The organism is Mycobacterium colombiense, from assembly GCF_001665835.1.
GTDB classification, from domain to species: domain Bacteria; phylum Actinomycetota; class Actinomycetes; order Mycobacteriales; family Mycobacteriaceae; genus Mycobacterium; species Mycobacterium colombiense_A.
The window spans coordinates 157,192-181,577 of sequence record NZ_LZSX01000008.1 but is presented as its reverse complement, the minus strand read 5'-3'; the positions used below and the strand labels follow the sequence as shown (position 1 = coordinate 181,577).

25 protein-coding genes are annotated in these 24,386 nt (G+C 69.9%); 14 read left to right on the top strand and 11 right to left on the bottom strand.

Annotated elements, in window-relative coordinates:
* Nucleotides 1-56 precede the first annotated feature (56 nt).
* The gene (locus A5760_RS02130) at nucleotides 57-1,085 is read right to left on the bottom strand and encodes a methionine synthase (protein WP_064877444.1); all 1,029 of its coding nucleotides are present in this window, start codon (nucleotides 1,083-1,085) and stop codon (nucleotides 57-59) included.
* 99 nt (nucleotides 1,086-1,184) lie between these two features.
* On the opposite strand from A5760_RS02130, the gene A5760_RS02125 reads away from it, so the two are divergent.
* Complete coding sequence (locus A5760_RS02125) at nucleotides 1,185-1,829, top strand: sensor domain-containing protein (protein WP_196771949.1); 645 nt, start codon at nucleotides 1,185-1,187, stop codon at nucleotides 1,827-1,829.
* Nucleotides 1,830-1,836: 7 nt separating this feature from the next.
* On the opposite strand, the gene mnmA is transcribed toward A5760_RS02125, so the two are convergent.
* The 6 genes from mnmA to A5760_RS02095 all read right to left on the bottom strand — a co-directional run bounded on the left by mnmA (nucleotide 1,837) and on the right by A5760_RS02095 (nucleotide 7,761).
* On the bottom strand, nucleotides 1,837-2,913 hold the full coding sequence (gene mnmA / locus A5760_RS02120) for a tRNA 2-thiouridine(34) synthase MnmA (protein WP_064877442.1): 1,077 nt from the start codon (nucleotides 2,911-2,913) through the stop codon (nucleotides 1,837-1,839).
* Nucleotides 2,914-4,092 carry a cysteine desulfurase family protein gene (locus A5760_RS02115; RefSeq protein WP_064877441.1) on the bottom strand — a complete coding sequence of 393 codons (1,179 nt, stop codon included), beginning with the start codon at nucleotides 4,090-4,092 and terminating at the stop codon, nucleotides 2,914-2,916.
* 33 nt (nucleotides 4,093-4,125) lie between these two features.
* A complete protein-coding gene (locus tag A5760_RS02110) occupies nucleotides 4,126-4,971 on the bottom strand; it encodes a lysophospholipid acyltransferase family protein (RefSeq protein ID WP_064877440.1) in 846 nt (281 codons plus the stop codon).
* A complete protein-coding gene (locus A5760_RS02105) occupies nucleotides 4,968-5,813 on the bottom strand; it encodes a GNAT family N-acetyltransferase (protein ID WP_064877438.1) in 846 nt (281 codons plus the stop codon). Before A5760_RS02105 ends, A5760_RS02110 begins: the two co-directional genes overlap by 4 nt.
* 165 nt (nucleotides 5,814-5,978) lie before the next feature.
* On the bottom strand, nucleotides 5,979-6,935 hold the full coding sequence (locus A5760_RS02100; protein ID WP_064877436.1) for an electron transfer flavoprotein subunit alpha/FixB family protein: 957 nt from the start codon (nucleotides 6,933-6,935) through the stop codon (nucleotides 5,979-5,981).
* 34 nt (nucleotides 6,936-6,969) lie between these two features.
* Entirely contained in the window at nucleotides 6,970-7,761 is a 792-nt protein-coding gene (locus A5760_RS02095) for an electron transfer flavoprotein subunit beta/FixA family protein (RefSeq protein WP_064877434.1), read from the bottom strand.
* Between the two features lie 227 nt (nucleotides 7,762-7,988).
* Here A5760_RS02095 and A5760_RS02090 point away from each other — a divergent pair, with 227 nt between their 5' ends.
* From A5760_RS02090 to A5760_RS02075, 4 genes are read left to right on the top strand one after another with little or no spacing between them, the layout of a single operon-like run.
* Nucleotides 7,989-8,813: a class I SAM-dependent methyltransferase gene (locus A5760_RS02090; protein WP_064877432.1), complete on the top strand. Its 825-nt coding sequence runs from the start codon at nucleotides 7,989-7,991 to the stop codon at nucleotides 8,811-8,813.
* Complete coding sequence (locus tag A5760_RS02085; protein ID WP_064877430.1) at nucleotides 8,810-10,402, top strand: glycoside hydrolase family 57 protein; 1,593 nt, start codon at nucleotides 8,810-8,812, stop codon at nucleotides 10,400-10,402. The genes A5760_RS02090 and A5760_RS02085 overlap by 4 nt, the downstream gene beginning before the upstream one ends.
* Nucleotides 10,403-10,415: 13 nt before the next feature.
* On the top strand, nucleotides 10,416-11,660 hold the full coding sequence (locus tag A5760_RS02080) for a glycosyltransferase family 4 protein (protein ID WP_064877429.1): 1,245 nt from the start codon (nucleotides 10,416-10,418) through the stop codon (nucleotides 11,658-11,660).
* 15 nt (nucleotides 11,661-11,675) lie between these two features.
* Nucleotides 11,676-13,031 carry a TIGR01777 family oxidoreductase gene (locus A5760_RS02075; RefSeq protein WP_064877428.1) on the top strand — a complete coding sequence of 452 codons (1,356 nt, stop codon included), beginning with the start codon at nucleotides 11,676-11,678 and terminating at the stop codon, nucleotides 13,029-13,031.
* A 7-nt stretch (nucleotides 13,032-13,038) separates the two neighbouring features.
* Here A5760_RS02075 and A5760_RS02070 read toward each other — a convergent pair whose 3' ends face one another.
* The 3 genes from A5760_RS02070 to A5760_RS02060 are packed head-to-tail and all read right to left on the bottom strand — an operon-like array spanning nucleotide 13,039 to nucleotide 15,589.
* A complete protein-coding gene (locus tag A5760_RS02070; RefSeq protein WP_064877427.1) occupies nucleotides 13,039-14,118 on the bottom strand; it encodes an NAD-dependent epimerase/dehydratase family protein in 1,080 nt (359 codons plus the stop codon).
* 24 nt (nucleotides 14,119-14,142) lie between these two features.
* Nucleotides 14,143-14,826, bottom strand: coding sequence for a hypothetical protein (locus A5760_RS02065; RefSeq protein ID WP_064877425.1), 684 nt, complete (start codon nucleotides 14,824-14,826; stop codon nucleotides 14,143-14,145).
* Nucleotides 14,827-14,872: 46 nt separating this feature from the next.
* On the bottom strand, nucleotides 14,873-15,589 hold the full coding sequence (locus tag A5760_RS02060) for a hypothetical protein (protein ID WP_064877424.1): 717 nt from the start codon (nucleotides 15,587-15,589) through the stop codon (nucleotides 14,873-14,875).
* A 296-nt stretch (nucleotides 15,590-15,885) separates the two neighbouring features.
* Here A5760_RS02060 and A5760_RS02055 point away from each other — a divergent pair, with 296 nt between their 5' ends.
* Entirely contained in the window at nucleotides 15,886-16,377 is a 492-nt protein-coding gene (locus A5760_RS02055; protein ID WP_082279294.1) for an STAS domain-containing protein, read from the top strand.
* Between the two features lie 157 nt (nucleotides 16,378-16,534).
* Here the strand turns inward: A5760_RS02055 and A5760_RS27150 are convergent, their stop codons facing one another.
* Entirely contained in the window at nucleotides 16,535-16,702 is a 168-nt protein-coding gene (locus tag A5760_RS27150; protein ID WP_231122519.1) for a MarR family transcriptional regulator, read from the bottom strand.
* Between the two features lie 186 nt (nucleotides 16,703-16,888).
* Between A5760_RS27150 and A5760_RS02050 the strand changes: the two genes are divergently transcribed.
* Genes A5760_RS02050 through A5760_RS02015 form a run of 8 tightly spaced genes read left to right on the top strand, consistent with a single transcriptional unit; the run spans nucleotide 16,889 to nucleotide 24,373 of the window.
* Complete coding sequence (locus tag A5760_RS02050; RefSeq protein ID WP_064877423.1) at nucleotides 16,889-18,010, top strand: polyprenyl synthetase family protein; 1,122 nt, start codon at nucleotides 16,889-16,891, stop codon at nucleotides 18,008-18,010.
* Between the two features lie 28 nt (nucleotides 18,011-18,038).
* Nucleotides 18,039-19,559 (top strand): phytoene desaturase family protein, encoded by a 1,521-nt coding sequence (gene crtI, locus A5760_RS02045; RefSeq protein ID WP_064877422.1) that lies wholly within the window; start codon nucleotides 18,039-18,041, stop codon nucleotides 19,557-19,559.
* Nucleotides 19,556-20,509 (top strand): phytoene/squalene synthase family protein, encoded by a 954-nt coding sequence (locus A5760_RS02040; protein WP_064877420.1) that lies wholly within the window; start codon nucleotides 19,556-19,558, stop codon nucleotides 20,507-20,509. Before crtI ends, A5760_RS02040 begins: the two co-directional genes overlap by 4 nt.
* Nucleotides 20,506-20,829 (top strand): lycopene cyclase domain-containing protein, encoded by a 324-nt coding sequence (locus A5760_RS02035; protein ID WP_064877419.1) that lies wholly within the window; start codon nucleotides 20,506-20,508, stop codon nucleotides 20,827-20,829. The genes A5760_RS02040 and A5760_RS02035 overlap by 4 nt, the downstream gene beginning before the upstream one ends.
* Nucleotides 20,826-21,137 carry a lycopene cyclase domain-containing protein gene (locus A5760_RS02030; RefSeq protein WP_064877417.1) on the top strand — a complete coding sequence of 104 codons (312 nt, stop codon included), beginning with the start codon at nucleotides 20,826-20,828 and terminating at the stop codon, nucleotides 21,135-21,137. Before A5760_RS02035 ends, A5760_RS02030 begins: the two co-directional genes overlap by 4 nt.
* A complete protein-coding gene (locus tag A5760_RS02025) occupies nucleotides 21,124-21,843 on the top strand; it encodes a class I SAM-dependent methyltransferase (RefSeq protein WP_064877415.1) in 720 nt (239 codons plus the stop codon). The genes A5760_RS02030 and A5760_RS02025 overlap by 14 nt, the downstream gene beginning before the upstream one ends.
* Entirely contained in the window at nucleotides 21,840-23,366 is a 1,527-nt protein-coding gene (locus A5760_RS02020) for a hydroxysqualene dehydroxylase (protein ID WP_064877413.1), read from the top strand. The genes A5760_RS02025 and A5760_RS02020 overlap by 4 nt, the downstream gene beginning before the upstream one ends.
* A complete protein-coding gene (locus A5760_RS02015; protein ID WP_064877412.1) occupies nucleotides 23,363-24,373 on the top strand; it encodes a DUF5914 domain-containing protein in 1,011 nt (336 codons plus the stop codon). Before A5760_RS02020 ends, A5760_RS02015 begins: the two co-directional genes overlap by 4 nt.
* Nucleotides 24,374-24,386: the final 13 nt, after the last annotated feature.

Genomic DNA, 24,386 nt, shown 5'->3' with positions numbered 1-24,386 from the left:
TCCTGGTTGCCTATCACTTCAGCACAGCGCGCTCAAAAGCGCAATCTTTCGGTTGCCTATTCGATGGCGTCGGGATCCTCGGCGAACATCTCGGCCGCCCTGCGGGCCAGCCCGATCGCGGTCCGCGCCCACTCCGGCGTCGCACCGGCCAGACCACACGCGGGCGTGACGCCGATGCGGTCGCGCAGCGCCGAACGGGCGAAACCGAGGCGATCGGTCACCGCCACCACCGCAGCGGCCACCTCCTCCGCCGACGGCCGGCGCGGCGGGGCCTTGCCGGCGACCACCCCCAGCGCGACGGTGCGGCCGGACTCCACGAACTCGGCAACACGGTCCAAATCCGCCGGGCTCAGCGCGCCGGCGTTTACCGAGACTGCTCGAAAGGCACTGCGCTGCAACAGGTCCCATGGCAGGTCGGGGGCACAGCAGTGCAGCAGCACCTCGCCGCCCACCGTCTGGGCGCAGGCGTCGAGCAGGCCGGCGGCCACCTGCTCGTCGATCGGCGCCACCGGGCTCAGCGCGGTCACCCCGCTCAGCCCGCCGCCCAGCGCCCTGGGCAGCGACGGCTCGTCGAACTGCACCACCACCTCCGCCTCGAGCCGGCGCGCCAGCCCCGCGCGGTGCGCGGAGACCCCCTCGGCCAGCGACGCCGCCAGGTCGCGCAGCGCCCCGGGGTCGGTGATCGCCCGGTGGCCGTTGGACAGCTCGATCTCGGCGGCCAGCGTGATCGGGCCCGGCGCCTGCACCTTCACCACCCGGCCGTCGTTGCGCAGGCCGGCGGCCTCCCAGGCCTCTTCCAGCGCGTCCATGTCCTCGTCGAGCAGGCTGACGGCGCGGCGGGTGACCGCACCGGGCCGGGCGGCGAGCCGGTAGCCGCGCGGCACCGTGTCGATGGCCACGTCGATCAGCAGCGCGCCGGCCCGGCCGAGCATGTCGGCACCGACTCCGCGCGCCGGCAGCTCGACGATGTGCGCCAGCGCGCCCGCGAGTTCACCCACGACGACTTCGGCGGCCTGGCGCGCGGCGATGCCGGGCCACGATCCGACACCGCTGGCGCTGGCAAAGGGATGGGCGAAAACACTCACCGGGCAACCGTATTCGACGTCGTACCACCCACCGGTCGGCAGGGGTCTGTGTGCCGCGGGACGGCGCGGGTAGGTTCAACGCCGAAGGGGTGCGAAAACGTGTCGCAGAAGGCGAAATCGGCGTGGCTACCGGCGTTGTGCGCGGTGGTGGCGCTGATGGCGGCGTGCACCCGGGTGGTGGACGGGGCCGCCGCGGCGGGGTCCGGCGCCAACCGCAGGGTGGTGCAGGGCGTCGACGTCGACACGATCCTGCTGGATCAGTCGCGAATGCGCGCGATCACCGGCGCAGGCGACCATCTGACCATCGTCCCGTCGATGGACGGCACCAGCCCGGTGGACATCGAAGCGCTGGCCGATACCGCGCCGCGCGAGTGCCGGTTCATCTACGCCGAGACCGCGACCTTCGGGCGCGACCTCGAGACGTTCCACAAGACGACGTTTCAGGACCCACCCGACGGCGCGCTGATCTCGGAAGGCGCCGCGGCCTACCGCGACGCCGACACCGCCCGGCGCGCCTTCGGAACCCTGGTCGGTACGGTCGGCGACTGCGCGAACGGCTCGAGCGGCCAGCTCTACGTCGGCGACTGGAACGCCGACGCGACCTCGCTGCACCTGCGGCCTGGCGGGTGCGGCCGCGACTACCGGATCCTGTCGGTGGCCATGCTCGAGGTCACCTTCTGCGGCTTCGCGCAATCGGTGTCCGACATCGTGATGACCAATATCTCCGCGAACATGCCGCGGTAGCCCGGATTCAGCGGGCGGTGCCGGCGATGGTGGCGCTGCCGAGCACCTCGTCGCCGTCGGGATCGGGCCGGTACAGCACCAGCGTCTGGCCGCGGGCCACGCCGCGCATCGGCGCGCGCAGCCGCACCACGAGCTCGTCGTCGACCAGTTCGGCTATCGCGTCGGCCGTTTCGCCGTGCGCACGCACCTGAACCGCGCACTCCACCGGGCCAGCAGGCGTGACGCCCGAGGTGAAAATCGGTGTCCGCCCGACCATTTCGCGTATCTCGAGGTCGGCCGCCTCGCCCACGTGCACGGTCGAGGTCTCCGCGTCGATCGCGGTCACGTAACGCGGGCGGCCGTCGGGCCCCGGCCCGGCGATGCCGAGCCCCTTGCGCTGGCCGACGGTGAACCCGTGCACGCCGTCGTGCTCGGCGAGCACGGTGCCGTCCGCGTTGACCACGGCACCGCGGCGCACCCCGATGCGCTCGCCCAGGAAGGCACGGGTGTTGCCCGACGGGATGAAGCAGATGTCGTGGCTGTCCGGCTTTTCCGCGACGGTCAGGCCGCGCCGGGCGGCTTCGGCCCGGATCTGCGGCTTGGGGGTGTCCCCGATCGGGAACGCCGCGTGGCGCAGCTGCTCGGCGCTCAGGACGGCCAGCACGTAGGACTGGTCCTTGTCGTGATCGACGGCGCGGCGCAGCCGGCCATTCGAGAGCCGGGCGTAGTGGCCGGTGGCCACCGTGTCGAATCCGAGCGCAATGGCCTTCGCGGACAGGGCCGAGAACTTGATCTTCTGATTGCACACCACGCACGGGTTGGGGGTTTCGCCGCGCGCGTAGGACGACACGAATTCGTCGATGACGTCCGACTTGAACCTCTCCGCGAAATCCCAGACGTAGAACGGAATTCCGAGCACATCCGCGACGCGGCGCGCGTCGGAGGCGTCTTCCTTCGAGCAGCACCCGCGCGAGCCGGTGCGCAGCGTGCCGGGCGCGCTGGACAGCGCCAGGTGCACGCCGACGACGTCGTGTCCGGCGTCGACCATCCGGGCGGCGGCGACCGACGAGTCGACGCCACCGCTCATGGCAGCAAGAACTTTCACTTAGGACGCCCCCGTGGCGGCCAGTGCGGCGCGACGGGCGCGGTCCACCGCCCCGGGCAGTACCCGCAGCACCTCGTCGACGTCGGCGTCGACACTGGTGTGCCCCAACGACAGTCGCAACGACCCGCGGGCGCTGGTCGCGTCGGCGCCCATCGCGATCAGCACATGCGAGGGCTGCGCGACACCGGCGGTGCACGCCGACCCGGTCGAACACTCGATTCCGTTGGCGTCCAACAGCATCAGCAGCGCATCGCCTTCGCAGCCGCGGAAGGTGAAGTGCGCGTTGCCGGGCAGGCGCAGCGGATCGCGGGCCCCGTTGAGTGTGACGTCCTCGATGCCGCCCAGCACCCCGTCGACCAGCCGGTCGCGCAACGCCCGCAGCCGGGCGCTGTTGACCTCGAGTCCGTCGACAGAGATCCGGGCCGCCGTCGCCATTCCGACCGCCCCGGCGACATCGGCGGTGCCCGAACGGATGTCGCGCTCCTGCCCGCCGCCGTGCGCCAGCGGCACGCACGCGACGTCGCGGCGCAGCAGCAACGCGCCCACCGCGGGCGGACCACCGAACTTGTGTGCGGTCACGCTCATCGCCGACAAACCGCTGGCGGCGAAGTCGACCGGCAGCTGCCCCACCGCCTGAACGGCGTCGCTGTGCATCGGGACGCCGAATTCGGCCGCGACGGCGGCGAGTTCGGCGGCCGGCATCACGGTGCCGACCTCGTTGTTGGCCCACATCACCGAGACCAGGGCGACGTCGTCGTGGCGTGTGAGCACCTCGCGCAGCGCCGCCGCCGACACCGACCCGTCGGCGGCGGTCGGAAGCCAGGTGACCTCGGCGCCCTCGTGCTCGACGAGCCAATTCACCGAGTCCAGCACGGCGTGGTGTTCCACCTCGCTCGTGACGATGCGCCGGCGGCGCGGATCGGCGTCGCGGCGGGCCCAGTAGATGCCCTTGACCGCCAGGTTGTCACTCTCGGTGCCGCCGGCGGTGAAGATGACCTCCGAGGGGCGTGCCCCCAGCCGGTCGGCGATCAGCTCACGGGACTCCTCGATGCGGCGCCGCGCCGTGCGGCCGCTGGTGTGCAGCGAGGACGCATTGCCGACCGTGCCCAGCACAGCCGTCATCGCCTCGACGGCAGCGGGGTGCATCGGGGTGGTGGCGGCGTGATCCAGGTAGACCATGACGCGACCCACGATACCGGCCCGCCCGGTTGCTCAGGCCACCAGCACGTGCCCGTGACCAGCGCGCCGGGCGGTTCCCGCACCCACCGCGGACTCGCACCGGCCGGCCAGGGCGCGCCGGTCGGTCCCGGGGAGCTGCAGAGACTCGACGTGCACCCGGGCCAGCGTGCGCGGCACGACGAGCAGCCGGCGGATCGAGCTCAGCAGGGTCTCGTCGCCGACGAAGGCCGGCACCGTCGAGGGGCTGCCGTCCACGTGGTGGTAGGTCAGCCGCAGCGGCTGCACCGGACGGCCCGCGTCGATCGCTGCCTGGAACATCGCCGGATAGAAGGCGCCGCGGTCCCGGCCGCACCAGGTGGTGCCCTCCGGAAAAGCGACGACCGTCTGACCGCCGCGCAGCCGGCGAGCGACGGCGTCCACCACGCCGGGCAGGCGCCGCAGACTGGACCGCTCGATCGGGATGATCTTCAGGAAGCGGGCCACGACCCCGGTCGCCGGACCGGTGAACATGTCGGCCCGCGCGACGAACGACCCGGGCAGCACCGAACCGATGGCGAAGACGTCGAGCCAGGACATGTGCGGGCTCACCACCAGCACGCCGCTCAGGTTGCGAATCGGGTTGCCCGTCACGGTGATTCGGACACCCAGGCAGCGCAGCACCAAGCGGCAGTAGATGCGCTGCACGCGGGTGCGGCCCGGTACCGGCACCGCCAGCAGCGGCAGCCCCGGCGCCAGCAGCAGCGCCAGCATGAGGCGAAGCGTCACCCGCAGCGCGCGGCGCAGCGGTCGCGACGCCACCACGTGGCCCGCACCCACGCAGCCGGCATCGCACGAGGCGCGCGGTAGCCAGGAGTGCCCGGTGCCCGCGGCGGCGTTCATCGCTCGCCGCCCGCCATTTCCGACGCCGCGGAGACCGATCGGAGTCGCTTGAGATATCGGGTGTCGGCGTGCGCCTTGCCCAGCAGGACGCAGAAATCGCCGACGCCGAAGTCCGGGTCGTGCGCGGGCTCGCCGCACACCTGGGCGCCCAGCCGCAGGTAACCGCGCAGCAGCGCCGGAACCGAGGGCCGCGCGGGCGGCGCGATGTCGTCGAGCGCCGTCCCGTCCACGACCACCGGCCGGTGCGGGTAGACGCGGTATTCCGGCGCTGCCCCGTGCCGGCTCAGGATGAAGTCGCGGACACCCCGCAGCTGGCGCCCCGGAACCTCGGATTCGCCGCCGATGGGCACCGATACGCACCCGGTCACGAAGTCGTAGCCGTAGCGGTCCAGATAGGCGAGGATGCCCGCCCACATCAACAGGACGACGCCGCCGTTGCGATGCCCGTCGCGCACCACGGCGCGTCCCATCTCCACCAGGGAGGATCGCAGCGGGTCGAACGCGCGGATGTCGAACTCGGTGGCGGTGTAGAGCCCGCCGGCCGCGATGGCCCCCGCCGGCGCCAGCATGCGATAGCAGCCGACCAGTTCACCGGTGTCGTCGTCGCGCACCAGCAGGTGGTCGCAGAACTCGTCGAACCTGTCGACGTCCCGGCCTTCCCGGTCGGCCGCCGGCAGTGCGAAGCCGGGCGTGCTGGTGAACACGTCGTAGCGGAGTCGCTGCGCCGCCTCGATCATGGCGGGGTCGGTGGACAGCAACAGGGAGTACCGGGGTGTGGCCGACTCGCTGGTGGCCGTACCGGTCGGCTTATCGCTGGGTATGAGGACTGAAGCAATGCTCATGAACCCCAACGTGGCGTAGTCGATGTGCTAGTCGGCATCGACGCTGTGACGTGTCGGTGCACGTGAGATGACGAACTGTCGCGAAAAGTGAGCGCCCCGGGCGCCGACACAGAGGAACGCAAAAGCCCCCGGCACCGCGGCGCCGGGGGCCTGAGGCCGAGAGACTCAGCCCTTGCGCGTCTTGATCGCCTCGGTCAGCTGCGGCGCGACCTTGAACAGGTCGCCCACCACGCCGTAGTCGGCGATCTCGAAGATGGGAGCCTCTTCGTCCTTGTTGACCGCGATGATCGTCTTGGACGTCTGCATGCCCGCGCGGTGCTGGATGGCACCGGAGATGCCCAGCGCGATGTAGAGCTGCGGCGAGACCGTCTTACCGGTCTGGCCCACCTGGAACTGGCCCGGGTAGTAGCCGGAGTCAACGGCGGCGCGCGACGCACCGACGGCCGCACCCAGCGAGTCGGCCAGCTCCTCGACGACGCTGAAGTTCTCCGCGCTGCCGACACCGCGACCACCGGAGACGACGATCGTGGCCTCGGTGAGTTCCGGACGGTCACCGGCGACCGCGGGCTCGCGGGCGGTGATCTTGGTGGCGTTCTCGGCGGGGGCCGGGACCTCGACCTTGACCTCTTCACCGGCGCCGGCGGCCGGCTCCGCGTCAACGGCTCCGGCGCGCAGCGTGATCACCGGGGTGTCACCGTTGGCCTGCGCCTCGACGGTGAACGCACCACCGAAGATGGAGTGGATGGCCTTGGGGCCTTCCTTGACCTCGACCACGTCGACCAGCAGGCCCGATCCGATCCGGGCCGCGAGCCGGCCGGCGATTTCCTTGCCGTCGGCGTTGGCGGCCAGCAGCACCGCCGCCGGGGCGTTCGACTCGGCCAGCGCGGCCAGCACGTCGACCGCCGGGGTGATCAGGTACTTGTCGACATCGTCGGACTCGGCGACGTAGATCTTGGCGGCGCCGGCCTCCTTCAGCCCGTCGATCAGCGGAGCGGCAGTGCCGGGGGCACCGACGACGACGGCGGACGGCTCGCCCAAAGCGCGGGCGGCGGTGATCAATTCGGCGGTGACCTTCTTCACCGCTCCTTCGGCGTGCTCGACGAGCACCAAAACTTCAGCCATGGGTTATCTCGCTCTTCTCGTCTTGGGAATCGGGTCAGATGATCTTCTGGGCAACCAGGTACTTTGCGACGTCGTTACCGCCCTCGCCCTCGTCGGTGACCTTCTCACCCGCGGTCTTCGGCGGCTTCGGCGTCGACGACAGCACGGACGACCCGGCGTTGGCCAGGCCGACCTCGTCGCTCTCGACCCCGATCTCCGCCAGGGTCAGCACCGTGACCTCTTTCTTCTTGGCGGCCATGATGCCCTTGAAGGACGGGAAGCGCGGCTCGTTGATCTTCTCGGTGACGCTGACCACCGCGGGCAGGCTCGCCTCCAGGTTGAAGACGCCGTCGTCGGTCTCGCGCTCGCCGGTGACCTTGCCGTCCTCGATGGAGAGCTTGCGCAGGTGGGTGAGCTGCGGCAGGCCCAGGTACTCGGCGATGATGGCCGGCACCGCGCCGCCGGTGCCGTCGGTGGCCTCGTTGCCGGCGATGACCAGCTCGGTGCCCTCGATGGTGCCCAGCGCGCGCGCCAGCGCCCAGCCGGTCTGGACCACGTCGGAACCGTGCAGGCCGTCGTCCTTGAGGTGGACGGCCTTGTCGGCGCCCATCGACAGGGCCTTGCGGATGGCCTCGGTGGCGCGCTCGGGGCCCGCGGTCAGGACCGTCACCGAGCCTTCGCCGCCCTCCCGCTCGCGGATCTGCAAGGCCTCTTCGACGGCGCGCTCGTTGATCTCGTCCAGCACCGCGTCGGCAGCCTCGCGGTCGAGCGTCCAGTCGCCCTCAGTCAGCTTGCGCTCCGACCAGGTGTCTGGGACCTGCTTTATCAGGACCACGATGTTCGTCATGAGTGTGGTTCGTCCTCCTCGAAGGGGTCCGCAGCGATCGACTGCGAGACCTCGGTACGCGTTTTTCGCAACGCACAGCCGTGTTACTACCCGGTAACTTTGTGCGGTATGCCTTCACACCATAGCTGGTCGTAGTGCACGTTCTTGCAGCCCGTCCGCCGCTTGAGAAGCGGGGCCCCGCTTCCCCGGTTCGCGAATCCGACACTTCGCGTTAGCCTGCCTATGCAATGAGCGCACTGGTCCCCGACGCCCCGCAGCACACCCCCGGCGATACCGCGTCGGCGGGCGACGCGGCGATGATGCTGACGGGCGAGCGCACCATCCCGGGTCTGGACATCGAGAACTACTGGTTCCGCCGCCACGAGGTCGTCTACCAGCGACTTGCCGGGCGCTGCGTGGACGCCGACGTGCTCGAGGCCGGCTGCGGCGAGGGCTACGGCGCAGACCTGATCGCCGGTGTCGCCCGCCGTGTCATCGCGGTGGATTACGACGAGGCCGCGGTGGCCCATGTCCGCAGCCGCTACCCCCGGGTGGACGTCATGCAGGCCAACCTCGCGCAGCTGCCGCTGCCCGATGCGTCGGTGGATATTGTGGTCAACTTCCAGGTGATCGAACACCTGTGGGACCAAACACAGTTCGTCGTCGAGTGCGCCCGAGTGCTGCGCCCGTCAGGGCTTTTGCTGATGTCGACACCCAACCGGATCACCTTCTCACCGGGCCGCGACACCCCGATCAACCCCTTCCACACCCGGGAACTCAACGCCGCCGAGCTGACCCAGCTGCTCATCGACGGCGGGTTCACCGATGTTTCGGTCAGCGGCCTGTTCCACGGCCCCCGGCTTCGCGAAATGGATGCCCGGCACGGCGGCTCGATCATCGACGCGCAGATCGCCCGGGCGGTGGCCGACGCCCCGTGGCCGCCCGAGCTGGCGGCCGACGTCGCCGCGGTCACCACCGGGGACTTCGACCTGGTGGACGCCGGCGTGGGTGTAGGCGCCGGCCAGCACATCGACGACAGCCTCGACCTGATCGCGATCGCGGTAGCGCCGTGAGCACGCCGCAGAACCGGGTTCCCGGCCTCTTCACCCTGGTTTTGCACACCCACCTGCCCTGGCTGGCCCACCACGGCCGCTGGCCGGTCGGCGAGGAATGGCTGTATCAATCCTGGGCGGCGGCGTACCTGCCGCTGATGCGTGTCCTCAACACCCTGGCCGGCGAGGACCGCCGCGGGGTGATCACGCTCGGCGTCACGCCGGTGGTGAACGCCCAACTCGACGACCCGTACTGCCTGGACGGCATGCACCACTGGCTGGCCAACTGGCGGCTGCGCGGCCTTGAGGCCACCAGCGTGCGGTCCGCGTCCCGCTCGAAGTCGGCCGGCTACCAGTCATGCACCCCGGAAGCGTTGCGCGCCTTGGGGATTCGTGAGTCGGCCGAGGCGCAGCGGTCGCTGGACGACTTCGCCACCCTGTGGCGGCACGGCGGCAGCCCGCTGCTGCGCAGCCTGCTCGACGCCGGCACGGTGGAGCTGCTCGGCGGCCCGCTGGCCCACCCGTTCCAACCGCTGCTGGCGCCGCGGCTGCGCGAGTTCGCGCTGCGCGAGGGCCTGGCCGACGCGCAAGCGCGCCTAGGGGCGCGAAAGGGGCGAGGCCCGGGCGGGATCTGGGCGCCCGAATGCGCCTACGCGCCCGGCATGGAACACGACTATTCGGCCGCCGGCGTCACCCATTTCATGGTCGACGGCCCCTCGCTGCACGGCGACACCGCGCTGGGCCGGCCCGTCGGCGACACCGATGTGGTGGCGTTCGGGCGCGATCTGCAGGTCAGCTACCGGGTGTGGTCGCCGAAATCCGGCTACCCCGGGCACGCCGCGTATCGCGACTTCCACACGTATGACCACCTCACCGGACTCAAGCCGGCCCGGGTCACGGGCCGCGGCGTGTCCTCGGAGGACAAGGCGCCCTACGACCCCGAGCGCGCCGATCATGCGGTCGACACGCACGTCGCCGACTTCGTCGACGTGGTCCGCAACCGCCTGCTCGCTGAGTCCGAGCGCATCGGGCGACCCGCCCACGTGGTCGCCGCCTTCGACACCGAGCTGTTCGGTCACTGGTGGTACGAGGGGCCGACGTGGCTGGAGCGGGTGCTGCGCGCCCTGCCCGAGGCCGGCGTGCGGGTGGGCACGCTGAACGACGCCATCGCCGACGGCTTCGTCGGCAACCCGGTGGCCCTGCCGCCCAGCTCGTGGGGCTCGGGCAAGGACTGGCAGGTGTGGGCCGGCGACCAGGTCGCCGATCTGGTCGCGCTGAACAGCGAAGTCGTCGACATGGCGCTGAGCACCGTCGACAAGGCGCTGTCCCAGACCGCGTCGCTGGACGGGCCCATCCCCCGCGACCATGTCGCCGATCAGATCCTGCGCGAAACGCTGCTCACCGTGTCCAGCGACTGGCCGTTCATGGTGAGCAAGGATTCGGCCACCGACTACGCCCGCTACCGCGCCCACCTGCATGCGCACGCCACCCGTGAAATCGCCGACGCGCTGGCGTCGGGCCGGCGCGACACCGCGCAGCGCCTGGCGGAGGGCTGGAACCGCGCCGACGGACTGTTCGGCGCCCTCGACGCCCGCAGGTTGCCCCGATGAGGCGGGCCGCGGCGTGAAAATCCTGATGGTGTCGTGGGAATACCCGCCGGTGGTGATCGGCGGGCTCGGCCGGCACGTGCACCACCTGTCGACCGCGCTGGCCGCCGCCGGTCACGACGTCGTCGTGCTCTCGCGCCGGCCCACCGGAACCGATCCCCGCAGCCACCCGTCGTCCGACCACATCAGCGAGGGTGTCCGGGTGATCGCGGCCGCCCAGGATCCGCACGAATTCACCTTCGGCACCGACATGATGGCGTGGACGCTCGCGATGGGCCACTCCATGATCCGCGCCGGGCTGCCCCTGACAAAGCCGGGCACCAACCGCGCGTGGCGGCCCGACGTCGTGCACGCCCACGACTGGCTGGTGGCCCACCCGGCGGTCGCTCTCGCCCAATTCTACGATGCGCCAATGGTTTCCACGATCCACGCCACCGAAGCCGGCCGGCATTCCGGCTGGGTCAGCGGCGCGATCAGCCGCCAGGTGCACGCGGTCGAATCCTGGCTGGTGCGCGAATCCGACTCGCTGATCACGTGTTCGGCGTCGATGGCCGACGAGATCACCGAACTGTTCGGTCCCGGTCTGGCCGAGATCACGGTGATCTGCAACGGTATCGAGACGGCGCGGTGGCCGTTCGCGGCGCGCCGGCCGCGCACCGGGCCGGCCGAACTGCTCTACCTGGGCCGGCTGGAATACGAAAAGGGTGTGCACGACGTCATCGCCGCGCTGCCGCGGATCAGGCGCAACCACCCCGGCACCACGCTGACCATTGCCGGTGAGGGCACCCAGCAGGGCTGGCTCATCGAGCAGGCCCGTAAACACCGGGTGCTCAAGGCGATCCGGTTCGTCGGGCACCTCGAACACACCGAGCTGCTGGCCGTCCTGCATCGTGCCGACGCCGCGGTGCTGCCCAGCCACTACGAGCCGTTCGGGATCGTCGCGCTGGAGGCGGCCGCGGCCGGCACTCCCCTGGTGACGTCGGACATCGGCGGCCTGGGTGAGGCGGTGATCAACGGCCAGACCGGGGTGTCGTGCCCGCCGCGCGACGTGACCCGGCTGGCCGCGGCGGTGCGCACCGTGCTCGACGACCCGCAGGCCGCGCAGCAGCGCGCCCACGCCGCCCGCGAGCGACTCACCTCGGATTTCGATTGGCACACGGTGGCCGACAAGACCGCGCAGGTTTACCTGTCGGCCAAGCGTGGCGTGCGGCAGCCGCAGGCCCGGCTACCTATCGTCGAACACGCCTTGCCGGACCGGTAGCACTAACGTCGAGGGATGGGGCTGGAGTTTTCGAGCGTCGTGGACGCTCCCATCACCGACGTTTTCGATTGGCATGCCAGGGCGGGCGCGTTCGCCCGGCTCTCGCCGCCGTGGCAGCCGATACGGCTGGTCACCGAGGCGGCCTCACTCAAGGACGGGCGGGCCACGCTGGCGCTGCCCGGGGGTCTGCGTTGGGTCGCCGTCCATCAGCCCGACGGCTACGACCCGCCGCGGCGTTTCGTCGACGCCATCGGTGGCGAAGGCCTGGCCACGCTGCCGGCACGAATCGCCCTGCGGTGGAAGCACACCCACGAATTCGAGGACCTCGGCGGCAACCGCACCAGGGTGATCGACCGGGTCGACACCCCGGTGCCCGGATCGCTGTTGCGGCCCATGTTCGACTACCGGCACCGGCAGCTGGCCGACGATCTGGCCGCGCACCGGCTGGCCGCCGAGAACGGGCTGCGGCCTTCGACGGTCGCCGTCACCGGGTCCTCGGGACTGGTCGGTTCGGCATTGACCGCCTTCCTGCGCACCGGTGGCCATCGGGTGATCCGGCTGGTCCGGCACACGCCACGCGGTGACGGCGAGCGACAATGGAACACAGACGATCCCGACCCGCGGCTGCTCGACGGGGTCGACGCGGTGATCCATCTGGCGGGAGCATCGATCGCCGGCCGGTTCACCGATGAACACCGGCAGGCCATCCGCGACAGCAGGATTGGGCCTACTCGGCGGCTGGCCGAACTGCTGGTCCGCACCGATCCCCGGCCGGCCGTGCTGATCTCGGCGTCGGCGATCGGCTACTACGGATACGACCGGGGCGACGACACCCTGACCGAGGACAGCGATCGCGGCGACGGGTTCCTGGCCGACGTGGTGACCGACTGGGAGGAGGCGACCACGCCCGCGCAGCAGGCCGGGGTGCGGGTGGTGCGGGTGCGCACCGGCATCGTGCAATCGCCGGCCGGCGGCACGCTGAAGCTGATGCGCCCGCTGTTCAGCGCCGGCCTCGGCGGCCGGCTCGGCGACGGGCGACAATGGCTGTCCTGGATCGGGATCGACGATCTGGTGGACGTCTATCACCGTGCGATGTGGGATGCCGCACTCTCCGGTCCGGTGAACGCCGTTGCGCCGCAACCGGTTCGCAATAGCGAATACACCGCCGTCCTGGCGCGGGTGCTACACCGACCGGCCGTGCTGCCGGTGCCGGCGCTGGGCCCGCGGCTACTGCTGGGCGACCAGGGCGCCCGCGAACTGGCGTGCGCGAGCCAGCGCGTGGCACCCGCCGCGCTCGCCGCCGCCGGACACCGGTTCCGTCAGCCGAGCCTCGACGGGGCGCTACGTCACCTGTTGGGGCGCACGGGCTGACGGATCTTCAGGGCACCCGACGAACGGTCAGCGGCCCGACGGTGACATCCCGGGTGATCGCCTCGACGAACGACCGGGAATGCAGCACCGGGCTCGGCGTCCCCGAGTCGTCAAGGAAGCCGTCGATGAGGTCGGCCAGCGCCGCGAGCGATTCCCACCGCGGCGACCACCCGAGCACGTCGCGCGCCCGGGCGGTGTCGAGCAGCGGCAGCGAAAACGCCATATCGAGCCAGCCGCGATCGATGGGCTGCAGCCTGGCCCGCCACGATGCCTCCACCGCCAGCCCGAGCACGGCCGAGGGCACATGAATCGGGTGCGCCCGCAATGCCTTTGCGATGTCATCGCGCGACACCGGCGGTTCGGCGGCAAGGTTGAACGGCCCCAGCACACAACCCTCGACCGCTTTCACGCAGGCGTCGGCGACATCGTCGGCGTGCACGACGGACACGCAGAGCGAGCGATCCAACGGCAGCACGGGCAGCCAGCGCAGCCAGTGCGGATCCAGGTAGGCGGGCAGGGTGTAGCGCCGCAGGCCCGGCGCGGCGTCGCGCTGCAAAATGAATCCGGGCCGCATCCGGGTGATGCCGACACCCTCGGGATTGCGGCCCTCGTACTCGTCGAGCATGCGTTCCACCGTGGACTTCGCCCTGCTGTAGGCCGACGTTCTGATGCCCCCCGTCGACCAGGACTCGTCGACGTGCTCCCCGTACCGCCCGGCGGCGTAAGTGCCCACAGACGACATGTGCACCAGCTGAGGCACTTTGGCGTCGTGAGCCGCGCTCAACACCGCGGCGCTGCCGTTCACGGCGACCGCGTCCAGGTAGCGTCTGTTGCGGGTGGGCTGGAATCCCCACGCCAGATGGATCACACATCGTGCACCGCGAAAAACGTTGAGCAGCTGGATCGCCACGCCCGGGTCCGCGAGGTCCAGCTCATGCCATTGGACGGATCGGTACACGCCGTCCGGCGGCGGTTGTCTGCGGGTGACGCCGACGATCTCGTAATCAGTGCCGTCTTGGGCCAGCCGGCGCAGCAGGGCGGTGCCGACGTTGCCGCTGGCCCCGGTGATGACGATCCGTTTAGACACCGGCTGGTTCCTCAGAACGAACGGCTACTCTTCGGCATCTCTGCCGTCGCGGCTGTGCTGATAGGCGCGGGCGCGCAGATCGGCCAACCACCGGGGGTGCAGACTCAGGCCGGGCGGCGTGTTGAGCACCGGGTCGAACGACACGTCGTGGTCGCGTTCGGGGTCGAGGGCGGTGGTCAGCGTGATGCGGGCCAACGGTGTGAAATCGCCGCTGCCGCAGGCTTGGTCGAGTGCCACCTCGATGTTGCTGCGCGCGAGCTTCGACCGGACACTGTCCAGGGACAAACCAGGGCCGCCGATCTCGTTCGAGGTCCCGGCCCGCAGCCACCAATTGTTGCCCTGAAAGTGCAACGGCATCAGCGTGGTCAGGGTCTGGCCGTTCCACGAGGTGGCCGGCCGGAGCGCCAGCGCGCGGGACAGCGCCCCCGACCCGGATGAGACAAGCAGGATGTCCCACGGCTGGTCCGCGGGCTGGGGTGTGCGCAGCCGGAAGGCGAACCCGATGAGGTCGGGCAGCGCCCCTGGTGTGCCGGTGGCCTTCGACACGCGCGCAACAATTTCCGAGGATGCGATCGGCAAGCCCTGCGCCGCAGGGGCAATGCGTTCGATGTAGCCCTGCGCCAGCACCCCGGTCGGATGGAAGAACCGTTTGCCCCGGATCGCGGAGCCCCACTGAAACGGCAATGCCACAAGTTCCAAAACTTTCACCGGCGGCGGATTCCCATTCTGCGGCCGGGGAAACCGGTCCGCGCGATCAGGTGCGCCAGCCGATCATTCGCAGGGTGGGCGGCTGGTGCTGCGGGTTGTAGGTGTGGCTGTCGATGTAGACCTGTGCCATGACCGCCTGCCAAGACTCGATCTGGGTCGAGGATCTCCAGGTGCCCTCGACCAATCCCACGATGACGGCATTGTTGTCGTCGGTCAGCGTGTACACCGGGCCGCCGAAGTCACGGCTGTCGGACACCATGTCGGTAATGGCGAAGCGGCCATTGGCCACCGAGCTGACCGAGCCGCATCGTTGACCGGTCGCGCTGCGTAGCTGGCACACGGGCATGCCCGGCTGCGCTCGCAGACCGGGATTGGACCCCAGGTGGCGCCCCGTCGGCAGCACATCGCTGGCCGTCACCTCCGGTGCGATCGCAATGACTTCATATTCCACGGGCAGCATCGAGGTGTCCGCGGTGGAGTCCGCGTCGAGTTGGCGACGCCCCAGTACCACGGACCCGATCGACTTGCGGTCACGGTCGGTCACCATCGACATTCCGCCATCGCACTGGCCACTGGTCACCGCGACCCGCAACCGCGGCTCAACCAGTCCCACCATGCAAATCGCGTTGCCTTGCCGGATCTCCATCCCGGGGAACACCGTGCCGCCCGGATCGGCTGCCGCCTGCCCCGGCGCGGCAAAGAGCATGGTCGTAAATGCGGATGCGATCGCTAGCCGGTACCACCGGCGCCCTAGCTCTTCCATTGGGACGCATCACCCCTCACGTCCTTCAGAGGGTCTATCGCGTTTGCCACTCGACACGCGTATACCCGCCGCAAATGGGGTCAAACCGCGCCCGGCTCTGGCCGGCAAGCGAACAAGTGTTGGTCGCCAAAAGGCCAGAAAACGAATGCTTCACCTGGGCGTTTCGGCATATCGATATCGAGCGGTCACGTCGGCGTAGGCTCCCGAACAGGTTGAGTTCACAGCTGCGTCTCCAGCGGGGGGCGGTGTGCTGAGCACTATCACTCCCTTCTCACCAATATTCGATAGGCGCTCTCATGGCTGCTATTCGCTCCGCAAATTCAGCGGACCCACACGACCCCGCACGGTGCCGGTACACGGCTCATTTCGACAGGGCGCATCTGTTCGTCTATGCGCGCAATCTCGGTACGGTGCTGCGCGTCGACGGCGAGATCGACGCTTCGAATGCGAAGGACCTCACCCAAGAGATCCGAAACTTCGCCCGGCTCAAGACCCCCTTGGTCCTCGACCTCAGTCATCTGCGTTTTGTCAGTGTGGAAGGTTTTCGATCCCTCCTATTCCTCAACGATGAGCTCCGCAAGGCGCGCGTGTACTGCGGCGTCGTCGGCGGAGCGGCGGTTCGGCCCCTCTTGCGGATCGTGCACGACAACGGCTTGCCGATCGCCGGTTCGGTGCCCGAGGCCTTCCAGAACGTCGAAGACATTCTGCGAGCGCGGCGACAATTCATGTCCGAGCTGGCGCGGCCGCGGCCACCCCGCCCCCGTGCCACGCACAGCGCCGCGTCGTGATCTTGGCCTGCCCATTGCCCGGGTCAAGGTTTCGGCCCCACACCCAATTCGTCTTGGAAGCACCGCAACCCTTCGAGCAGCGCGGAAAGTACCCGGTGGCCGGCGGTCGAGTCGGCATCGGGTGGGTCGGCGAGGGCGATGCGGGTATGCGGCGTGCTCAGCGGGCTGAAGAAAGACCGGGCGTGGCCAGGCCGGACTCGTCGTTGCGCAACACCGCCTTTCGGCGGTCTGCCGGATTTTTATCGCGACGGATATGGCCGCAGTCGATCAGCCGGTCGACCAGGTAGGTGGCCGCTGAACCCGACAGCCTCAGCTGGGCGCCCACCGGGTTAATTTCATTAAATTAATGTTTAAGTTATTGAACAAGATGGTATGTCGTAGCTGTCGGCGCAAGGGGGCGTCTGACGGTCAGCGCTGTGGTTTTGCCCGCCTCATCGGCGGGTATGACGCGGGTGTTTGGCCGGACAGGACTGGGCATGCCAAGCCGTCCGGGAGGGAGCGCTTGGGCACTATGGAAGCTTTGTCGTTTTCACCGGCCACGGCGTCGCCGGTGGCGATCGGTTGGCTGAGCGCTGACGATTTCGAAGCATGGCAATCGAACGTACGGCGCATGGTTTTGGGCGATGTCGTCGATTTCATCGTCGCGCGACGCGTCGGCGAACTGGATGATGCGCGCATCGATGCCGCCGGCGACATCCTGGTGCAGTTCGTCTCCGGCGGTAAATGCCTGCGGTCGACGTTCGTGTACCTGGGCTGGCTGTGCGGCGCGCCGCCCGACGACGCGGCCCTGCGGGCCGCGGCCAGTTTCGAGTTGGTGCACGCCTTTGCGTTGCTGCAAGACGATGTCATGGACGGTTCCGACCAACGGCGCGGCCGCCCGTCGGCGCATCGGCAATTCGGCCAATGGCATCGCGAGCGCGGATTGCGCGGCTCGTCGCGACGATTCGGTGAATCCGCTGCCATTCTGCTGGGCGACCTTTGCCTCATCTGGGCCGAACAAATGCTGCGCAACAGCGGCGTCGAGCCCCGGCGTCTGCAACGCGCGTGGCCACGCTATGACGCCATGCGCACCGAGCTTGCCGTCGGGCAATTCGCCGACCTGACCAACGATGCGCGCCAGATGCCCCGGCTGGAAGTCGTGCTCGACGTGGCGCGGCGTAAGTCGGGGAACTACACGGTGCGCCGGCCGCTGGAGATCGGCGCGGCCATGGGCGGGTGCGACGATCGGACGCTGTCCCAACTGGGCCGCTATGGCGCCGCCGTCGGCGAGGCGTTCCAGCTACGCGACGACGTGCTCGGCGTTTTCGGCTCGACGGCGATGACGGGCAAGCCCAGCGCCGGCGATCTGCTGGAGCGCAAGGCGACCAGCGTCGTGGTGGCCGCCCACCAGCTGGCCGATGCGCCGGCCCGGCGCGAACTCATCGAGATCGCGGAGCGTGAAACCCTCGACGACAACGCGATCAACCGGTGGAAAGCGCTGATCGTCGAGACGGGTGCGGTGCAGCTGATCGAGGAGATGATCGGCGATCGCGTCGCTTCCGCGCGCGACCACCTCAGCGAGCTGCCGATCGACGAGCCCGTTCGCACCGCACTGGCCGAAATGGCCGGCGTCTGCACGGATCGCGCCAAATGAGCAGCACCGACCGGGCAGCCTGTTGATCATGCGGACCATCGAGGGGCGCGGAGATCACGTGGTGGTGGTCGGCGCCGGGCTGGCCGGACTTTCCGCGGCGCTGCACCTGGCCGGCCGCGGGCGCGCGGTGACGGTGGTGGAGCGCGAGCCGTGGCCGGGCGGGCGGGCCGGTCGTCTCGACATCGACGGCTACCGGATCGACACCGGGCCGACGGTGCTCACCATGCCGGGCATCATCGACGAGACGTTCGCCGTCGTGGGCGAGCGACTGCGCGACCGCATGGAGCTGTTGACGATCGACCCGGCCTACCGCGCCTTGTTCGCCGACGGCAGTGCGCTGGACGTGCACAGTGACGAGGATCGGATGGCCGACGCCGTCGCAGAGTTCGCTGGCTTCGAGCAGGCAGCGGGCTACCGGCGGCTCCGGAAGTGGTTGACGCGGCTGTATCGCACCGAATTCGACGGCTTCATCGCCGCGAACTTCGATTCCCCGCTGTCGCTGCTCACCCCGCAATTGGCGCAGCTGACCGCGATCGGCGGCTTCCGCAAGTGGGACCGGATGGTCAAGCGGTACATCAGCGACCCACGGCTGCGGCGGATCTTCACCTTCCAGTCGCTGTACGCCGGTGTGGCGCCCCGCGACGCGCTGGCGGTGTACGCGGTGATCGCCTACATGGACACCATCTCGGGTGTGGTGTTTCCGCGCGGGGGCGTGCGCGCGCTGCCCGACGCACTGGCCGCGGCCGCCGCCGACGCCGGCGTCCGATTCTGTTACGGCGCAACCGTTACCGCGCTCGAGCGCACCGGCGGCCGGGTCAGCGCGGTGGTGACCGAGCAGGCGGGGCGCATCGCCTGCGACGCGGTGGTGCTGACCACCGAGCTGCCGCAGACCTACGCGCTGCTGGGCCGCAAACCGCGTCGCGCGCTGCGGCTGCGGCCGTCACCCTCGGCGGTCGTCGCGCACTTGGGTTGTCCCGCCGTCGCATCCGGGACGGCCCACCACACCATCCTGTTCGGCGAGGCATGGGATCAGACCTTCACCGACATCGTCGACGATGGACAACTCATGCGGGACCCGTCCCTGTTGGTCACCCGGCCGACGGCCAGCGACCCGACCCTGGCCCCCGAGGGACGCGACCTGCTCTACGTGCTCGCGCCGGCGCCGAACCTGGAGCGGGGCACCATCGATTGGGCTGGTACCGGCGGAGCCTACGTCGAGGACATGATCTCGCACGTCGCCGACCGGCTGCTGCCCGGCTTGCCGCACGACGCAACGGTTTTGGGTGTCGTCACGCCGGCCGACTGGGCGCGGCAGGGCATGGCGGCCGGCAGCCCGTTCGCGCTCGCCCACACGTTCGGTCAGACGGGCCCGTTCCGGCCGGGCAACATGGTGCGCGGCATCGACAATGCGGTGCTCGCCGGGTCCTCCACGGTGCCCGGCGTCGGCGTGCCGACCACGCTGATCTCCGGGCGGCTCGCCGCCGACCGCATCACCGGCACCGCCACGCGATCGGCCGCGCACATCGACATCAAAGCGGGGCTGCCGTGATGCGCGGCGAGCTGACCGCGGCCGGAATCGACGATCCGCGGCTGCGCGACGGGTACCGGCAGTGCCGCGAACTCAACGCCGCACATGGCCGCACCTTCTTCCTGGCCACCCGGCTGCTCGCGCCCGACCAGCGGCCGCCCGTGCACGCGCTGTACGGCTTCGCCCGTTACGCCGACGACATCCTCGACGACCTCGACCCGCGGGTCGGCGCCGACGCCCGCGAACGGCGGCTGCGGCAGCTCTCGGAGCGCTTCTTCTCCGACGGAGCCCAACTGGGGGATCCGCTGGTCGCCGCGGTCACCGACACCGTGCGGCGCTACCGGATCAGCGCGGATCTGTTCGAGGACTTCCTGGCTTCGATGCGGATGGACCTCACCGTCACCGACTATCCCGACCGCAACGCCCTCAACCACTACATGCGGGGCTCCGCGGAAGCCATTGGGCTGCAAGTGCTTCCGATACTGGGCACCGTGACGCCGGTGCAGGAGGCCGCGCCGTACGCCGCGGCACTGGGGCGGGCGTTTCAGCTGACCAATTTCCTGCGTGATGTCGACGAGGACCTGCAGCGCGGCCGGGTCTACCTGCCGGCCGACGAACTGGCCGCCGACGGCGTCGACCGAGAGCTGCTGATGTGGTGCCACGCGCAGCGCCGCACCGATCCGCGGGTGCGCCGGGCCCTGATCGCCCAGCACGAAATCGCCTGGCAGACCTACCGATTCGCCGCGAACGGAATCGCCACGCTCGCCCGCCGCTCGCGGCCGTGCGTGGCGACCGCGACGGCTCTGTATTCGGAGATCTTGGACTGCATCGAAAGAAGCGACTTCGCGGTGTTCGATCACCGGGCCACCGTCGGCACGGCGCGACGGCTTCGGGTCGCCGGCGCGGGGCTGATACGGTCGTGGCGGGCGCGGAACGGCGCGCGGGGCGTTCGTCAATCGGGGGCCGCATGAGCGATCGGTGGCAATACCTGGCGGTGCTCGCCGCATGCCTGGTGATCACCGCTCCGCTGGAAATCTTCGGCCCCGGCGTCTACCGGCAGTGGCGGCGGGTCGTCAAGGCGGTCGTGCCGGTGGCCGCGGTCTTTTTGGTCTGGGATGAGATCGCGGTGGCCGCCCATGTGTGGGCCTACGACCGCAACTATCTGTGCGGCCTGAGCATCCCGTTCCGGGTGCCGATCGAAGAGGTGCTGTTCTTCCTCGTCATCCCGGTGTGCGCGTTGCTGACCTACAACGCCGTGACCACCATCCTGGAGAAGGTGCATCGCCGATGACCGGCCTCGGCTACACCCTGCCGGCCACGCTGGCGGTATTGCTGGTCTGCGCACTGGAATTGGCGGTGCTGCGGACCGGGCTCTTCCGGCGGGCGGCGTACTGGCTGTCGATGCTGATCGTGCTCGGGTTCCAGATCCCGGTGGACGGCTGGTTGACCAAACTCAGCTCCCCCATCGTCAGCTACGACGATCGGCAGCTGAGCGGCGTGCGTTTCCCGTTCGACATCCCGGTCGAAGACTTTCTGTTCGGCTTCGCGTTGGTCACCGCGGTGCTGCTGCTGTGGGAGCGGCAACGTGCGCGTCGGTGATGCGGGGCCCGGCGAGTTGGCGGCCGCGTTCGACGCCGGTGCGCCGGCCTACGATCGCCTGGTCGGCGCCAGCCCCGGCTACCACGCGCAGCTGTCCCTGTCGGCCCGGCGGATGCGGATTCCGAATCGCGGCAAGGGATTACGGCTGCTCGATGCCGGATGCGGCACGGGTGCCTCGACGGCCGCGCTGCTCGCCGTCGCGCCCGAGGCCGACATCGTCGCCGTCGACGCGTCGCGGGGCATGCTCGATGCGGCGCGCGCGAAGGACTGGCCCACCTCGGTGCGCTTCGTCTACACCCCGGTCGAACGGCTGGCCGAGCACGGGATCACCGGACCGTTCGACGGCATCCTGGCCGCCTACCTGATTCGCAACGTCGCCGACCGCGACGCACAGCTGCGCAAGTTCCGTGAGCTGTTGTGCCCGGGCGGCACGCTGGCGGTGCACGAATATTCGGTGCGCGACTCCCCCGCGTCCACCCGCATCTGGCACGCCGTGTGCTGGGGCATCATCATCCCCGCCGGGTGGTGGCGCACCCGCGACACCGGGCTGTACCGCTACCTGTGGCGCAGCGTGCTGGCGTTCGACGGCGCCGCGCGATTTCGGGCTCGGCTCGCCGACGCCGGCTTCACCGCGGTGCACAGCGAGACGATGCCCGGCTGGGAAGCCAACATCGTGCACACCTTCCTGGCGGATGCGCCGCGATGAGCGCAGACCGGCGTCGCCGAACATTCGCCGCGCCAACGGGATTGCCAGACGCCGACGCGCTGGAGACGCGCCCGCGGGTGGCCGTCGTCGGCGGCGGGATCGCCGGGCTGAGCGCCGCCACCGGGCTGGCCGAGCGCGGGGTCGCCGTCCAGGTCATCGAAAGCGAGCATTACCTGGGCGGCCGGGCGGGCGGGTGGACCGAGCGGGACGGCGGCGTCGAGCTCGCGATGAACCGCGGCTTCCACGCGTTCTTCCGGCAGTACTACAACCTGCGCGCCCTGCTGGAGAGAATCGATCCCCGATTGCGGATGCTGACTCCCGTCGAGGATTACCCACTGATCGACGGGGCGGGCCGGCGCGACAGCTTCCGCGGGCTGCCGCGCACCCCACCGTGGAACGCCGTGGTCTTCGCGGCGCGCAGCCCCACGTTCCGGCTTCGTGACTTCACCCGCATCGACGCCCGCGCGGCCGCACCGCTGGCCGCCGTATCGGTGCCCGGCACCTACCAGCGCCTGGATCAAACCGACGCCGCGACGTTCCTCGAGGACATCCGATTCCCAGAGGCCGCAAGGCATCTGGCGTTCGAGGTGTTCTCCCGCAGCTTCTTCGCGGACCCCGACAAGCTTTCCGCGGCCGAGCTGGCGACCATGTTTCACATCTACTTCCTGGGGTCCTCCGAAGGCCTGATCTTCGACGTGCCGTCGGCGAACTACGACAGCGCGCTGTGGCAGCCGTTGCGCGGCTACCTCGAAGGTCGGGGCGTGCGGTTCCGGCTCGCTACCAAGGTCCTGCGCATCGACACGGCGCCGGCGAAGACCTTCCGGGTGCACACCGATTCCGACGAACACCCCGACGTCGACGCCGTCGTATTGGCCACCGACATCGCCGGTTTGCAGCGGATCGTTGCGGCGTCCATCGACCTGGGCACCGACGACTGGCGCGCCCAGATAGCGCGGCTGCGCACCGCGCCGCCGTTCGCCGTGCACCGGTTGTGGCTCGACCGCCCGGTCGCGGCGCACCGGCCGGCGTTCTTGGGCACGGCCGGTCACGAACCGCTCGACAACATCAGCGTGCTGGAGCGCTACGAACGCGAGGCACGCGGCTGGGCCGCCGCGCACCGCGGTTCGGTCGTCGAATTACATTCGTATGCATTGCATTCCGCGCCGCCACGCGCCGCCGCGCTGCGACAACTGCACAGGGTGTATCCCGAAACCGCCGCGGCACAGATCGTCCACGAGAAGCTGCTGCATCGCAGCGACTGCCCGCTGTTCTCGCCCGGCTCCTATCCCCACCGACCCCCGATCATCACGCCCACGCCGGGCCTGCTGCTGGCCGGCGACGCCATCCGCATCGACCTGCCGGTGGCACTGATGGAGCGGGCCGCCACCACCGGCTGGTGCGCCGCCAACCAACTCCTGCAACGATGGGGTTTAGCCGGACACCCGTTGGCCACGGTACCCACCCAAGGCCGGTCACCACTGCTGCGATGGCTTGCCGCCCGCGAAAGAGCCACCCGATCATGAGGATTCGCGAACAGCTTCAGCAACGCCTGTCCGCCGTTCGGGCCAAAGGCCGGCCGCTGCAGGTGATCCCGCGCACGTCATGGGCCGATCAGCGCCCGACATATCGCGACGCACAGCCCGCCATCATCGAGGGCGCGCTGCAACGCTCCCAGCGCCAACCCACCGGCAACTGGTACGCGTTCGCCGCCAGCGACCGGCTGCCCGGCGGGCGGCCCTTCGGCACCCGCGTCGCCGGTGTCGACGTCGTCGCCTGGCGTGACGAACAGGGCCGGCTGTGCGTGGGGCCGCGTACTTGTCCCCATTTGGGCGCCGACCTCGCGACCGGCGCCGTGCACCGGGGCGCGCTGATTTGCCGCTGGCACGGGCTGACGCTGGACGGCCACACTCGCGAGTTCGGCTGGAGCCCGCTGCCCAGTCACGACGACGGGGTGCTCGCGTGGGTGCGGCTCGACACGGTGGGCAAGGAGGAACCACTGGACCGGCCGGTACTTGGGCAACGACCGACCGGCGACACCCTGAGCGCGGTCGCCCGCATGGAGGGTGTGTGCGAGCCGAGCGATATCATCGCCAACCGGCTCGATCCCTGGCACGGTGCGTGGTATCACCCGTACTCGTTCACCCGGCTCGATGTGCTCACGACGCCCACCGAAGAGGTCGACCGATTCGTGGTGGCGGTGACATTCCGGATGGGACGCCTGGGGGTGCCCGTCGTCGCGGAATTCAGTTGCCCCGAGGCACGCACCGTCGTCATGCGCATCGTGGACGGGGAGGGCACCGGCAGTGTCGTCGAAACCCACGCGACGCCAATGGGTTCGGGCCCCGACGGCCGGCCGCGCACCGCCGTCCTGGAAGCCACCATCGCGCATTCGGACCGCCCCGGCTTCGCGCTCGCCTCCCGGGTGGCGCGGATGATCACACCCTTCATGCGCTATGCGGCCACCAAACTGTGGCGCGACGACCTCGCCTACGCCGAACGCCGCTACCAGGTCCGCGCCGGACCCGGGTAACCCGGCGCGGGGC